The sequence below is a fragment of the Streptomyces sp. NBC_01446 genome, from assembly GCF_026340095.1.
GTDB lineage: Bacteria > Actinomycetota > Actinomycetes > Streptomycetales > Streptomycetaceae > Streptomyces > Streptomyces aureus.
In genome coordinates, this window is record NZ_JAPEPO010000003.1 from 608,710 (window position 1) to 621,835 (window position 13,126).

Consider the following 13,126-nt stretch of genomic DNA (forward strand, 5'->3'; position numbering starts at 1 on the left):
GCCCCGGAGTGCCGAGGAGCACGAAGCGGCTCACGCCCACCGGGTTATCCTTCGGCGTGCACTTCCTGGTCGTCGAGGACGAGGTTCGGCTGGCCGACCTGATCGTCCAATATCTGCGTGAATCCGGTCATACCGCCGAGGGGCGCTATGACGGGCCCAGCGGGCTCGACGCGGCCCGCGATCCGCGGGTGGACGCCGTCGTCATGGACGTGATGCTGCCCGGCATGGACGGCGTCGAGGTGTGCCGCACGCTGCGCCGCGAGGGCAACGACGTCCCGCTGGTGCTTTTGACGGCCCGCAGCGCGATCACCGAACGCGTCGCAGGACTGGACGCCGGCGCCGACGACTATCTCGTCAAACCCTTCGCTCTGGAGGAACTGAGCGCGCGGCTCCGCGCGATCTCCCGCCGACGCCCCGCCCTGGGCGCCCGACTTGAAGTCGGCGACCTGGTCCTCGACCCCGATGAACGACGCGCGTGGCGGGCCGGCATCGAGCTGGATCTGTCCCGGCGCGAGTTCGCCGTCCTGGAAATCCTCATGGAGAACGCCGGCTGGGTGGTCAGCCGGACACGGCTGTTGGAAGAGGCATGGGACGGCGAGGCCGACCTCACCAGTAACTCCGTCGACGTCCACATCTCCAAACTCCGCGCGAAGATCGACAAGCCGTTCGGCCGGGACACCATCACCACCCTGCGCGGCACCGGCTATCGCCTGGAGACCCGGACGTGAGCGCGCCGCCGCCTGCGACACCGCACGTGGTGGCCGCCCCGGCCGGCCGGCCGCGAGGCCTGCGGCGCTGGCAGCGGCTGCCGATCGTGCAGCGCCTGGTCCTGGCTGTCGCCGTCACCATGTCCGTCGTCCTGGGCGGAGCGACCGGTCTGGTGTACTGGCGGGTCCAGCACGCCCTGGACGAACAGCTCGACGCGGACCTGGCCACCTACAACCACGACCTCCTCAACGACCTCCATGCCGGGCGGAAACTTGGCGGCCCGGACGGCAGCGCCTACCAGATCCTGGACAGCCACGGCCGGATCGTCGAGGCCAGCAGCCTCGTCCGTACGAAGCAACTGCTCTCCCCCGCCGACATCACCTCCGTCACGGACGGCGCCACCATTCGCCGTGACATCGGAGGGCTGCTGCCGCTCGACCCGCATACACTGCGGATCAAGGCCCAGCAGGTCAGTCTGCCCGACCACCGCAGGGTGATCGCCGTCGCCGCGTTGCGCCGCGGGCACCGCGACGAAGCTCTGCGCGAACTGCTCGCCCAGCTGGCCATCGCCGCGGGCCTCACCCTGATCGCTGCCTCCTACGTCGGCTACCGCACGGCCCGAGCGGCCCTGGACCCGGTGGAGCGCTACCGTCGGCACGCCGCGAGCCTGGCCGACGGCGCCTCCGGCCTACGGCTGCCCGTTCCTGACGACCGCGACGACGAACTCACCCGGCTCGGGCACACCCTGAACCACATGCTCGCAAGCCTCGAAGCCGCCGCCGAACGCGAACGCCGCTTCCTCGCCGACGCCAGCCACGAACTGCGCACCCCGCTCTCCCTGCTGCGTGCCGAACTCGACGTCGCCCTGCACCGCCCCCGCTCCGCCACCGAACTCACCGGGACCCTCCGCTCGGTGGACACCGAGGTCCAGCGCCTCATCGACCTCACCAACGCCCTGCTCGACCTCGAACAGCTCGGCGCCACCGACGACGTCACCCGCGCCCCCGTGGACCTGGCCGAACTCCTCGCCTCCGCCGTCAACCCCCACCGACCGGCCGCCGCACGCGACCGCCGCACCATCACCATCGACGCCGCACCCGCGACCGTCGACGTGGACGCCTCATGGATCCGTCCGGCCATCGGCAACCTTGTCGACAACGCCCTGCGCCACAGCCGTGGCGACGTCCACATCACCGCGGCCACCCACGACGGACACCTGCGCCTCACCGTCACCGATGAAGGCCCAGGATTCCCGGCCGACTTCCTGCCCAAAGCCTTCGAACGCTTCACCCGTGCCGAGGCCAGCCGCACCAGCCCCGGATCCGGCCTCGGCCTCGCCTTCGTCGCCGCAGTCGCCTCCTCCCACGGCGGCACAGCCCACGCCGAGAACACTCCGAACGGTGCCGCCGTCACCCTCGACATCCCCTGCTGACCCCAGGGCAGCCGCAGCTGCACACAAGCCCTGTACGGCCCCGCCCTCTCCCCAAGGTGACACCCACACCCTCGCACGATGTAACGGGTATTACTTTTATCTGGTGGATGACGAACCGATGACGCAGTGGGTCGTGCTCGTGCTGCGGCTTCCCTCGCAGCCCTCGCGGCACCGGGTCGCGGTGTGGCGGGAGCTGCGCCGGGTCGGCGCACTCTCGCTGGGCCAGGGCGTGTGGGCGGTACCCGAGGTGTCGGTATTCGCCGACGGAGTGCAGCGGGCGCTGGAACTGACCGAACGCGCGAACGGCGAGGCCATCGTGCTGCGGGCCAGTGGACGCGAGGCAGATGATGCGGCCCGTTTCCAGGCCCTGTTCACCGCCGCCCGCGAGGAGGACTGGGCGGAGTTCGTGGCGGACTGCGGCAAGTACGAGGCGGAGATCGACAAGGAGATCCGCACCGCCAAGTTCACCCTCGCCGAACTCGAAGAGGAGGAACAGAGCCTGGAGCGGCTGCGGCGCTGGCACCGCGATCTCAAAGCCCGCGACGTGTTCGGGGCCCCCGGCGCCGCCGCCGCCGAGCAGCGGCTTGCCGAATGCGCGCGGCGGTGCGAGGACTACACCGAGCGGGTCTTCACGGCCCTGCACGCCTTCGGCCCGGGCACGGACGGCGGCCGGCCATGACCACGCCCTCAACGAGCAGGGACAGCGGAGAGATACCCGCACCCGGGGCATCGCGGAGGATGTGGCCGCTGTACGCGGCCGGGTTCACCACCGCTTTCGGAGCCCACGGGATCGCTGCCAGCCTCGGCCAGGCGGACCCCGACCTGACCCGGTCACTGCTGTACCTGGGGCTATTGCTGGCCCTGTACGACGGGGCGGAGGTGATCCTCAAACCGGTGTTCGGCACGCTGGCCGACCGTATCGGCGCCCGGCCCGTCCTGCTCGGCGGGCTGGCCGCATTCGCCGCCGCCTCCGCGGTCTTCGTGATCGTGCGGGATTCGAGCTGGCTGTGGGCCGCCCGACTGGGCCAGGGAGCGGCCGCCTCCGCGTTCTCCCCGGCCGCCTCCGCCCTGGTCGCCAGGCTCAACCCGCGGGCCAAGCACGGCCGCGCGTTCGGCACCTACGGCTTCTACAAGAGCCTCGGCTACACCGCCGGCCCCCTGCTGGGCGGTTTCCTTGTCTGGGCCGGCGGTCTGACTCTGCTGTTCGCTGTACTGGCGGTGCTCGCGACCACAGTTGCAGGGTGGGCGGCCCTCGCGGTCCCTTCCCTACCGCCCCTGCCCCGCGCCCGCCAGACCGTCCTCGACCTCGCCCGGCGCCTGGCCGATCTCGCCTTCCTGCGGCCCACCATGGCGCTGGCCGCTGCCACCGCCGCCCTGTCCGTCGGCGTGGGCTTCCTGCCCGTCTCCGGAGCCGCCGCCGGTCTGGGCCCACTCGCCACCGGCGCCGCCGTATCCGTCCTCGCAGCCTGCGCCGCACTCGTCCAGCCCCGCGCCGGCCGGGCACTGGACGCAGGACGACTGACCTCCCGCACCGGCTTGCCCCTGGGCCTGCTCATCACCGCCGCCGGACTGGCCGCCGCGATACTGCCGGGCCTGACCGGCGTCCTGCTGGCCGCCGCCCTGATCGGAGCCGGCACCGGACTGATCACCCCGCTCGGCTTCGCCTCCCTGGCCGCGGCAACCCCGCCCGAACGCCTCGGACAGACCATGGGCGCAGCCGAACTCGGCCGCGAACTCGGCGACGCCGGCGGCCCCTTGATCGTCGCCACCATCGCCACCGCCGCTTCCCTCACCAGCGGCTACGCCACAATCGCCTTGCTCGTCGCAGCACCCGCCCTCATCACAACCGCAAGGATCGCCGCCCGCCCCGCAAGCGGCGAAATCCGCTGACCAGCACTCAGCTCACAGCGTCCTCCGTCGTAGTCACAGCGCCAGGTTCACAGTCCCGTACGCGACACCGTCAACTCACCCCCTGCGAGGGGCCCTTGCGTGCAGTCGGTGGCCTGTTATGCCTGACCGTCAGCCGACGGAAATAGCCTGCATCGACTTGGACGCGAATCAGAACGGTGATCGACACCACCTTCCAATTCGCCTTCTGCAAGAGCATTCAGCGTAGACGGAAAGGTGGCCCTTGAGCGCAGCCGGGTGGCGTGTTATTGCCGCTCACGTCGAAGTCTGCACACGTAAGGAAGGCATAGTTGAATTTTCCGAGCAGGAAAGCGATGATCCCGATGACAACCGTGATGCCGACGGCTCCGAAGCGCTCAACTGCCGGAAGTTCATCGTAGTCGGACAGTAGAATTTTCGAGAGCAGCCAGGTAAGAAATGGGGCGCTCAAGATGGTAATCGCGACCTCGAAGTAATGGAGGTAGTGGAAACCCTTGCTTCGCGGTGCAGTCATACCCAGAACGATCCAGAAGGACGGCAGTAGCAATGCGATCCAGCTGCGCCATGGCACCGCAACTCTTCTGTGCAACACCAGGCCTGAGAGCAGTACGGCGCTGGCTACCGCCCACAAAGCCAGCACATTGTCGAAGAAGATGGCGTTGTACGCACCGAACGTGAAAGCGGGCCACCAGACAACCAAAGTTCCACCCGCTGCAGCGGTTGCGGTGGCCCGCAGAACCGAGTGGATTTCGGGTAGACTGCGCTTATTCTTTAGGCTCGGGTCGCGGGCCTCTCCGGGGGTCATCGCTCTCCGCCAATTCAATATAAAGCCAGTAGGGCAATATCTTCTATTCGCCGCATCCGAGAGACGCATTCAGCTCGCATGAGACTATATGAGTGCGACTCCCTAAGTTATGGCAACACGCCGTTGAGAGGGTGGCCCCAGCGCCGCCCCCTAAGCGTTGTCCCGTAAATGATCTACGAGTGCTTCGGGCATGGTGGGCTGCTGTGCGGCGGGCGGTCTATCCGGCGAGGGCGAGGTTGTGCATCCAGGCGATGCCGAGCATGGCGTGGTGGACACCGTCGCCTTTGAGGCGGCAGCCGCGGAGGATCTTCCAGGTCTTCATGCGGGCGAAGACGTGCTCGACACGGGCGCGGACCTGTTTGTGGGACTTGTTGTGGGCCTGCTTCCACCCGGGCAACTCCTCGCCCGTGCGGCGCCGGTGGGGCATCACGAGCCCGGTGCCCGGATAGCCTCCGTCGGCGATGGTCATCGTGGTGCCGACGGCAGCCTTCGCGCCGGATTCCTCCCAGGCCTTGCAGTCGTTGCGGTTGCCAGGCAGGGGCCGGCCGACCACCACGACGAGGCGGGTGTCGGCGTCGACGACGACCTGGTGGTTGGTGGAGTACCGGTAATTCTTCGACTGCTCGGCCACGGTGTGATCGCGGGTGGGCACTAAAGTGCCGTCAACGATGAGCACGGTGTCCTTCGCGAACCGCTTGCGGGGCTGGAGGGCGAGCATCGGCCCGAGATGATCGATGATCCGGTCCGCCGCCGACTTGGAAACCTCGAACAGCGGGGCCAGTTGGCGCATGGTCAGGTTCGTCCGCCAGTAGGCCGCGACCAGCAGCGCCCGGTCCTCCAGCGGCAGGCTCCATGGCCGACCCCTGCGGACTGCGTCCGCACCCTCGCGCCGCAGAACTGTCACCAGTTTCCCGAACTGGCGCCGACTCAGCCCGGTGAACGGGGCTATCCAAGACGGCTCCGACGCCGTGATCACACCAGCCACGCGAAGATCATCGCAGGATGGTTAGGGTGCCTTCGTCGAGCCGACGGACTGGAGACGAATGATGGAGCAGAACGAAGCTCTGCAACCGCGCCGGGGGCGGCGTGTCTCCTGCCCTACGGTCACCCCCCCGACGCGGCACGCCAGCCGTGCCACCGGCGGACGGCGATCACGAGCGCCGGACCGGTCGGCGGTCGCTGCCGGTACGGCGCGTACTTCTCCCGCAACAGGGCGACGGCGGCCAGGTACTCGCCCTGGGTGCCGGGCGGCAGCACGCGGGCGTCACCGTCCGCGCGGACCCACCACAGCCGCTCCCAGTCCTCGTCGTACGCGTCGACGAGCAGGCAGACAGCCGGGTGGGCCGCGACGTTGTCCAACCGTTTCAGCCGCTGCGACCTCTTCGGCTTCCAGTCGACGGCGGTGACGATCTCCTCGCCGTGGGCCGCGAAGACGACCGGCACCAGATGCGGGCGCAGGCCCGCGTCCACCGTCGCCAGGCGCGCCACCCGCGCGGTCATGAACCGGCGGCGCGCCTCGTCCCCGGCCATGTCCGGCACGGTCAGCTCCTATTCAGCGGCAGCCGCGAGCTGTCACCGGTGGCCGGACGTGGCCTCGGCCAGTTCGTCCAGGGTGCGCAGCGTCTCGTTCTCCGGCAGGGTCGGCAGATACAGCAGGACGCGTTCGACGCCGAGTTCGGCGTAGGTGTCGAGCGTCTTCCGGTCGTGCCGGCCCGCGTACACCACGACGGACGGGCGGTCGCCGGCCGTCCGCCGCATACGCGCGATGCGTTCACCCAGCTTCTCGAGCGGCAGATCGCTCGGCATCCACGCCGCACCGTACGCGGCGACGCGTTCGAAAGCGCGCTCGCTGTCGCCCCCGACCCAGATGGGCGGATGGGGCTTCTGGACCGGCTTGGGCCAGGCGTAGACGGGATCGAAGTCGACGAAGTCGCCATGGAACTCGGCCTCCTCCTTGGTCCACAGCTCGATCATCGCGCGGATGCGTTCGTCCATGAGCCGCCCGCGGACGGCCGGATCCGTCCCGTGGTTGCGCATCTCCTCGCGGTTCCAGCCCGCGCCGACCCCGAACACGGCCCGGCCGCCGGAGATCAGATCGAGGGAGGCGACCTCCTTCGCGGTGTGGATCGGATCGCGCTGGATCACCAGAGCGATGCCGGTGCCCAGGAGCAGGTCACGGGTCACCGAGGCGGCCGCGGCGAGCGCCACGAACGGGTCGAGCGTCCGGTAGTAGATCCGCGGCAGCTCACCGCCCCCCGGGTACGGGGACTCCCGCTTGACCGGAATATGCGAGTGCTCGGCCAGCAGCAGGGAGTCGAACCCCCGCTCCTCCAGGGCGGGTCCCAACGCCTTGGGGCCAATGCCCTCATCGGTGACAAATGTCGATACTCCGAACTTCATCCGCGACCACCTCGTCTCGTCGGCACACCTGTTGTCAGTGTGACGCGGTCGGTCGCTCCTCATCGGGCATGACCTCCCGCGGCGTGGCGTGGCGTGGCGTCCGGACCCTATGCCCACTGCCACTGCCCGACCCGCGCGTCCGCCGGCCGCTGCAGGGCCACCTCGCGCAGCGCCGCAGTGGTGAGGCGAGAACGCCGGCGATCGCACGCGGGTCGCGCGGTGGCGGTCATACGTCCTCCTGCCTCATGTGATCCTGCAATCCTGCGATCCGACAAAACGGAGGCTACCTCCGCACATCATCCAGACGCCGTCAAACGCGAGAAACGCGACGTGTTCATCACCGGCCGCTTGAGCGTCGTACACGCGCTGATGGCCGACGAACTGATCGATGAATACCGGCTGTTGACCTTTCCCTCTATCCTCGGCACCGGCCAACAGCTCTTCCCCGATGACGGCCCGCACACTGACCTGGAGTGCCTGTCGGCCGAGCGGGCCGCCGCCGCCGTCTCCGTTGATTTCCCCACCCCACGCTCAAGAGTTCCCCAGGCGTGTCCACCTCCGTCCCCATCCGTCAGAAGCCGTCCCGTCCTCGGTCGGCCGGGTTGAAGCTGAGGCCGACGGGGCTGTCGGCGGCCGAGGGTCTTAGGTCCGCAGCCCCATGTGCTTTCCGATCTTGCTGGCTAGCGTTGGCGACTATGCAGAACACGGAAATCGTCCATCGCTCGGTGGCGGAACGAAGGCACGAGACTCTGGAACGCCTTACCACGGAGCGGGACATCTGGGTGGCGACAGCCCATCCAGATCACGGCCCCCACCAGGTCCCCTTGTGGTTCTCATGGGATGGGCAAGCGGTGTGGGTCTGCACCAGCGCGACATCCGCGACGGTGCGCAACATCCGCAAGGAACCGCGGGTGCGCCTGTCCTTGCCGAACACCTTCGATGTGGTGCAGCTCCAAGGGGCGGCGGAGTGCTTCCCGAACCAGGACGTGCCGACCGACGCAGCAGACGCATTCGCCGGCAAGTTCGGCTGGGACCCGCGCACGGAGGACGGTCCCTTTGTGTATGTGCGGCTAGTGCCGAAGGTGGTCCGTGCATGGCGCGGCGAGCCGGAACTGCGCGGCAGGGTCATCATGCGTGATGGTGCGTGGCTGACGTAGCTGGCACCCCGCAGCGGACGCGCTGCCCTGACCCCTTGCTGATCGCCCGGGGAGGGGTAATCGTCAAGAGCTGTGGATGGGAGCCGCGCCGACCCAGCGTTGATAGGCCTCTACATCGACGTTGCTGCCACACACGATGGTGACTACGTGTCGGCCGGCGAAGCGGTCACGGTCTTCGAGGATCGCCGCGATGCCGAGCGCGGCCGACGGTTCGGCGACAAGACCGGCGCGGTCGAGGAGCATCCGCATACCGGCGATGATCGATGCCTCCCGGACCAGGACGGCGTCGTCAGCGACCAGGAGGAGGTCATTCAGGACGGCCGGGATGGGACACCGACCGGCGACGCCATCAGCGATGGTGTCGGTCGAGTCGGTGGTGACGACGCGCCGCCCGCGCCACGAGTGTGTCATCGCCGGTGCACCCAGCGGCTGGATGCAGATCACCTCGGCTTCAGGCGCCAAGGCCTTCACCACATGACCCACGCCGGTGGCCAGCGCCCCGCCCCCGAGAGCGATCAGGACGGCGTCGAACGACGGCACGGCGTCCACCAGTTCCAGGCCGATGGTCGCCGCTCCCTCGCAGGTCTCAATGTCCAGGCTGTCTTCGACCAGCCGGATGCCGTCGTGCCGCGCGATAGCCGCCGCCCGCTCGCGAGCCATCTCGTGGTCACCGTCCACCAGGACCAACCTGGCGTCCAGCGCGCGGATGCGATCAAGCTTGGCCGCAGTCGCAAAGCGGGATGCCACGACGGTGACATCGAGCCCCCGGCCGCGACCGGACCAAGCCAGAGCTTGACCCAGGTTGCCCGCACTGGCGCACACCACAGCTCGCGACCCACTGTCGGCGAGCAGGCTCGCGACTACCTCGGTACCGCGGGCCTTGAAGCTGCGGACCGGGTTCGCCGTTTCGAGCTTGATACTCACCCTGCACCCGAGGCCGGGCTCCAGCGCCTCGCAGCGGTACAGAGGAGTGTCGAGAAACATCGGGTCGATGACCCGGCGAGCCTCCCGGATCCGAGCAGTGTCGAGGCGCGTCTCCTGCATGAGACAGCAGCTTGACATGCTCCTCAGGCTGAAGCCCAAGGATTCTGGCCGTCCCACGGGTTGCAGTGCCGCTACGCGGCGCGGCTTCCTGCTGGGACGCCGTGGCTTCCTGTTTCCTCTCGCTGTGCCAGAACGGGTTCTGGTCTTACCGGCGCTCCGCAGGCCGATGCCGCCAGCTCAGCGGCCGCACGCTTCCAGCAGTGCCGCCAACGCCGTGACACCTGCGCAGAACCGTACCCGGTCCGCCCAGCGTCCTTGCCGGGAACGGACCCGGAACGTGAAGAAGGCTCGCCCCATGCCCACACAGCACGACCGCAAGGTGCAACTGACGAGCGGCAGCCCGCAACGCAGCGCCACCACCACTGCGTTCGCGGTCCTGCGACGGCACCGGGGCACTCTGGCACGTGCAACGGGACGCGTCGTCGGTCTGTCGGGACTGGCCGGGCTACTGATGACGGCCGCGATATTCGCGCTCGCCTGGCCCGTCTTCACCCGCATGCGAAACCAACGCATCTGGTACCACCACGTCGAGGACCCCTACCTTCACGACCACACCGACCTGGCGCTCGTCGCCCTCTGCACCCTCCCCCTCTTCCTGGCCCTCCTCGGCACCAGCAGCGCCGCCCTGCAGACCGTGTGTTCCCGGGCGGTGGCAGCCGAGACTCAAGGACCTTCGCAAGCGGACCGGTCACCTGATGCGGGCCCGGCGCGGCTGCGACCGGTACTCGGCGTGTACGCGCTGCGCGCCTTGATCGTATGGCCCCTGCCGCTGCTCGTCGCAGCCGCGGCTCACCGCCTCACCGGCTACCAACTCGACACCCCCGAGCCCCTGGAACGTGGATCGTGGGCCTACACACTCGTCGCGGCCTCTCCTGCTGCTGCCGTATTCGCCGCCGTGCTGGTGCGCCTCGCGCTCACCCTCGCCCCGGCCGCCGCGGCCGCCGGCCTCAGCCCTCGCGCAGCCCTGCACCGTTCCTGGTCACTCACTTCGCCGCGTACTACGCCGCCATCCTCGCGCCCGTCATCGTCGGAATCCTCGCGCCCGTCATCGTCGGAATCCTGGTCACCGCGGCCGTGACACTCCCCCTCACCTGCACGGCTTTCGCGGCCCTCCACGAACACCTGCCACAGCCCCGCACCCCTCCCCGACCAGCCGGCGAAAGAAGCGACTCCACCGCCTGACACACGCAAAAGAACCGCAGGCCGCGGGCTCTCGCGTGTGCTTTGGCGGCGCCGCTCCCCGGCCCCGTTGCCCGACGGTGCCGTGCTGACGGTCGCAGTTCTGGCCGGACTCCGACGGCTACCGCCCGCAACTTCCCGGTGGTGTGCCGCCTCGACCAGGTCAATGGCGCTCAAGTCCCTGGTCGCGGACCTGTGCGAGGGCCGCATGGGCCTGCGTGAGGGCGGCCGGTGGCTTGCCGGGATTGGGTCGCCCCGCGGCCCCTACCCATTGGCGATTGAAGCGCTTTGGCTGCACAGTGCGGTCTGTTCACTCTCCCCGGGTGCGGTCGCAACCGGGCGGGATCGGGCCGCCTTCTGTCACCCGGCGGGTTGGGGGTCGGCATACCGCACCAGATGGCGGATGTGCGCGTCCCGGTCGGCCACGGTGCGGTCGAGGTCCCGAGTGGCGAGGTACCAGCAGCAGCCATCGGCACCGGCGAGCTGGAGCCGGGCGAGCACACCCGTGGGTACCGCCAGGGTTACTTCGGCGCGGGCCGCGAGCTGCTCCCAGTAGGCGGTCAGCAGCTCGATGCAGCGCTCGTACTGCCAGCGGGCGAGTTCTGCCATTCCCGCTGCGCGCAGCGCCCAGACGGTCAACTCGTACTGCCTGAGTGGCTGCCCAGGGTCAGGCTCGATCAGCTTGGTGCATGCCGTGCGCGCCCCTTCGATCATGCCGGACCCCAGGTCGGCCGCGAATCCGGCGGCGTCCTGGAGGATGCGTGAGCGCTCGAACACCACGTCCTCATGGACCGCGCGGAGCAGCAGCTCCTTGCTGGGGAAGACGTAGTGCACTCCCAGCACCGAGTTGAGAACCTCGGGCATGTGCACGGCCTCGCCCGCTGAAGCCCCCGGCTGGAGCGAGGCCTCCGCATGCCCCTTCTGTGATCGAGGCCGACTATCTCTCTGACTGACACGCGGAAATCTATGTCGTCCAGAGTAGACATTGGGTGGTGGCGTGGTTATGGTTTCTCTCGTAGCCGAGATCAAGGAAGGCCGGGCAGAGATGAACTGCCGGGCAGCAGTACAGCAGTTTGCAGGACGGTGCGGTGGTGGAGTGTCGAAGCCAGCGTTGTTGCAGGACGGCGACGGGACTGACGACCGGACCGGGTGGCCCGCAGTGATCAGGGGCCGCCGTGAGCAGTACCGCAGTAGCGGTTCAGTAGGTGTAGTTCGCAGTTCCAGCAGTGTGTTTGTCAGTGGTTCCCCGGTAAAGGCGTCGGCTGCGGGCGCGCGTGCCGGGAGGTTCGGCAGTGGGGTTCCAAGCCAGAGCAGATGCAGGACGGGCGACGGGGCTGGCTGCCGAAGGGTGGCGCTGTTGAAGGCCACCAGCAGTTCGCAGGACCCAGCAGTACGCAGTTCCCCTTCGGTAAGTGATTGGTTCAGAGGGAAAGAACGGAGGATCCAGGCGCCATCAGGATCGCCCGGGCGGAAGTCTTGGGCCCGGGTACCGCAGGACATCGATAGTGAGGTGGTCTCCGGTCAAGCAACCGCGATCCCCGCAACCCCGGCAGCAGTTCGGCCGGGTCTGCGGAAACAGCAGGCCGACGCAGTAATAGGGTCGGCAGATGGTGTAGCAGTTCCTTCGGGGCCCTGGTGCCACACGGCACCAGGGCCCCTCCACGCGTTCCACAGAGAGGTGCAATGACAGCAGACGACACGTTCGGACGTCTCGATGACGACGACTACCCCGCCTACACCATGGGCCGGGCCGCCGAGATGATCGGCTCCACTCAGGGCTTCCTCCGCGCTATCGGTGAAGCCCGCCTCATCACCCCGCTGCGCTCCGAGGGCGGCCACCGCCGCTACTCCCGCTACCAACTGCGCATCGCCGCCCGCGCGCGCGAACTCGTCGATCAGGGCACGCCCATCGAGGCCGCCTGCCGCATCGTCATCCTCGAAGACCAGCTCGAAGAAGCCCAGCGCCTCAACGCCCAATACCGCCGCGCCGCCGAATCGTCCGGCCCGTCGGCGGCCTGAGGCAGGGCGCCCCGCCGCGTACGGGAGGGGCGCCCCCACGCCGCGTCAGATGCGACACGTGGGTCGTTTCCTATGCTGACAGGGTGTGCGGACGTGTAGCGTCTGCGTCAGCTGTCATGGTTCGGAAGTTCCCTTCGCCCACGTCTTCGGCGTGGGCGTTGTGCTGTGCCGCAGGAACCAGGGCGATCACCTCCGCCTTCCGTACGTTGCGGGAGGCGTACATCGACTGGAAGGCATGAGACATGGCTACGGGAACTGTGAAGTGGTTCAACGCGGAGAAGGGTTTCGGTTTCATCGCCCAGGACGGCGGTGGCGCGGACGTGTTCGCCCACTACTCCGCGATCAACTCCTCGGGCTTTCGTGAGCTCCAGGAAGGCCAGGCCGTGACGTTCGACGTCACCCAGGGCCAGAAGGGCCCCCAGGCCGAGAACATCAACCTCGCCTGACCTTCCCGACCGCGGCCGGAGCGTACGGCTACCCCCGGGCAGGTCCAGC

15 protein-coding genes are annotated in these 13,126 nt (G+C 68.5%); 9 read left to right on the plus strand and 6 right to left on the minus strand.

Annotation, left to right across the window (positions count from 1 at the left end; all coding sequences use genetic code 11):
* The first annotated feature begins 8 nt into the window (after nt 1–8).
* From OG456_RS47395 to OG456_RS47410, 4 genes are all read left to right on the plus strand, one after another.
* On the plus strand, nt 9–728 hold the full coding sequence (locus OG456_RS47395) for a response regulator transcription factor (RefSeq protein ID WP_266571291.1): 720 nt from the start codon (nt 9–11) through the stop codon (nt 726–728).
* Nucleotides 725–2,140 carry a HAMP domain-containing sensor histidine kinase gene (locus tag OG456_RS47400; RefSeq protein WP_266571292.1) on the plus strand — a complete coding sequence of 472 codons (1,416 nt, stop codon included), beginning with the start codon at nt 725–727 and terminating at the stop codon, nt 2,138–2,140. Before OG456_RS47395 ends, OG456_RS47400 begins: the two co-directional genes overlap by 4 nt.
* Before the next feature lie 103 nt (nt 2,141–2,243).
* On the plus strand, nt 2,244–2,819 hold the full coding sequence (locus OG456_RS47405) for a Chromate resistance protein ChrB (protein WP_266571293.1): 576 nt from the start codon (nt 2,244–2,246) through the stop codon (nt 2,817–2,819).
* 59 nt (nt 2,820–2,878) lie between these two features.
* Nucleotides 2,879–4,030, plus strand: a complete 1,152-nt coding sequence (locus tag OG456_RS47410) for an MFS transporter (protein WP_266571787.1) — start codon at nt 2,879–2,881, stop codon at nt 4,028–4,030.
* Nucleotides 4,031–4,247: 217 nt separating this feature from the next.
* Here OG456_RS47410 and OG456_RS47415 read toward each other — a convergent pair whose 3' ends face one another.
* From OG456_RS47415 to OG456_RS47430, 4 genes are all read right to left on the minus strand, one after another.
* Nucleotides 4,248–4,832, minus strand: coding sequence for a hypothetical protein (locus OG456_RS47415; protein ID WP_266571294.1), 585 nt, complete (start codon nt 4,830–4,832; stop codon nt 4,248–4,250).
* Between the two features lie 217 nt (nt 4,833–5,049).
* On the minus strand, nt 5,050–5,817 hold the full coding sequence (locus OG456_RS47420; protein ID WP_266571295.1) for an IS5 family transposase: 768 nt from the start codon (nt 5,815–5,817) through the stop codon (nt 5,050–5,052).
* Between the two features lie 119 nt (nt 5,818–5,936).
* A complete protein-coding gene (locus OG456_RS47425) occupies nt 5,937–6,371 on the minus strand; it encodes a TIGR03668 family PPOX class F420-dependent oxidoreductase (RefSeq protein ID WP_266571296.1) in 435 nt (144 codons plus the stop codon).
* 33 nt (nt 6,372–6,404) lie between these two features.
* Nucleotides 6,405–7,232, minus strand: coding sequence for an LLM class F420-dependent oxidoreductase (locus OG456_RS47430; RefSeq protein WP_266571297.1), 828 nt, complete (start codon nt 7,230–7,232; stop codon nt 6,405–6,407).
* A gap of 219 nt (nt 7,233–7,451) precedes the next feature.
* On the opposite strand from OG456_RS47430, the gene OG456_RS47435 reads away from it, so the two are divergent.
* Nucleotides 7,452–7,838, plus strand: coding sequence for a dihydrofolate reductase family protein (locus tag OG456_RS47435; protein ID WP_266571298.1), 387 nt, complete (start codon nt 7,452–7,454; stop codon nt 7,836–7,838).
* Between the two features lie 89 nt (nt 7,839–7,927).
* Nucleotides 7,928–8,389: a pyridoxamine 5'-phosphate oxidase family protein gene (locus OG456_RS47440; protein ID WP_266571299.1), complete on the plus strand. Its 462-nt coding sequence runs from the start codon at nt 7,928–7,930 to the stop codon at nt 8,387–8,389.
* A 63-nt stretch (nt 8,390–8,452) separates the two neighbouring features.
* On the opposite strand, the gene OG456_RS47445 is transcribed toward OG456_RS47440, so the two are convergent.
* Entirely contained in the window at nt 8,453–9,433 is a 981-nt protein-coding gene (locus tag OG456_RS47445) for a threonine/serine dehydratase (protein WP_266571300.1), read from the minus strand.
* 295 nt (nt 9,434–9,728) lie between these two features.
* On the opposite strand from OG456_RS47445, the gene OG456_RS47450 reads away from it, so the two are divergent.
* Nucleotides 9,729–10,511, plus strand: coding sequence for a hypothetical protein (locus OG456_RS47450; protein WP_266571301.1), 783 nt, complete (start codon nt 9,729–9,731; stop codon nt 10,509–10,511).
* A 461-nt stretch (nt 10,512–10,972) separates the two neighbouring features.
* Here OG456_RS47450 and OG456_RS47455 read toward each other — a convergent pair whose 3' ends face one another.
* Complete coding sequence (locus OG456_RS47455; RefSeq protein WP_266571302.1) at nt 10,973–11,476, minus strand: hypothetical protein; 504 nt, start codon at nt 11,474–11,476, stop codon at nt 10,973–10,975.
* 819 nt (nt 11,477–12,295) lie between these two features.
* Between OG456_RS47455 and OG456_RS47460 the strand changes: the two genes are divergently transcribed.
* Together OG456_RS47460 and OG456_RS47465 are read left to right on the plus strand one after the other, a co-directional pair.
* Nucleotides 12,296–12,631: a MerR family transcriptional regulator gene (locus OG456_RS47460; protein ID WP_266571303.1), complete on the plus strand. Its 336-nt coding sequence runs from the start codon at nt 12,296–12,298 to the stop codon at nt 12,629–12,631.
* 242 nt (nt 12,632–12,873) lie between these two features.
* The gene (locus OG456_RS47465; protein WP_266571304.1) at nt 12,874–13,077 is read left to right on the plus strand and encodes a cold-shock protein; all 204 of its coding nucleotides are present in this window, start codon (nt 12,874–12,876) and stop codon (nt 13,075–13,077) included.
* Nucleotides 13,078–13,126 lie beyond the last annotated feature (49 nt).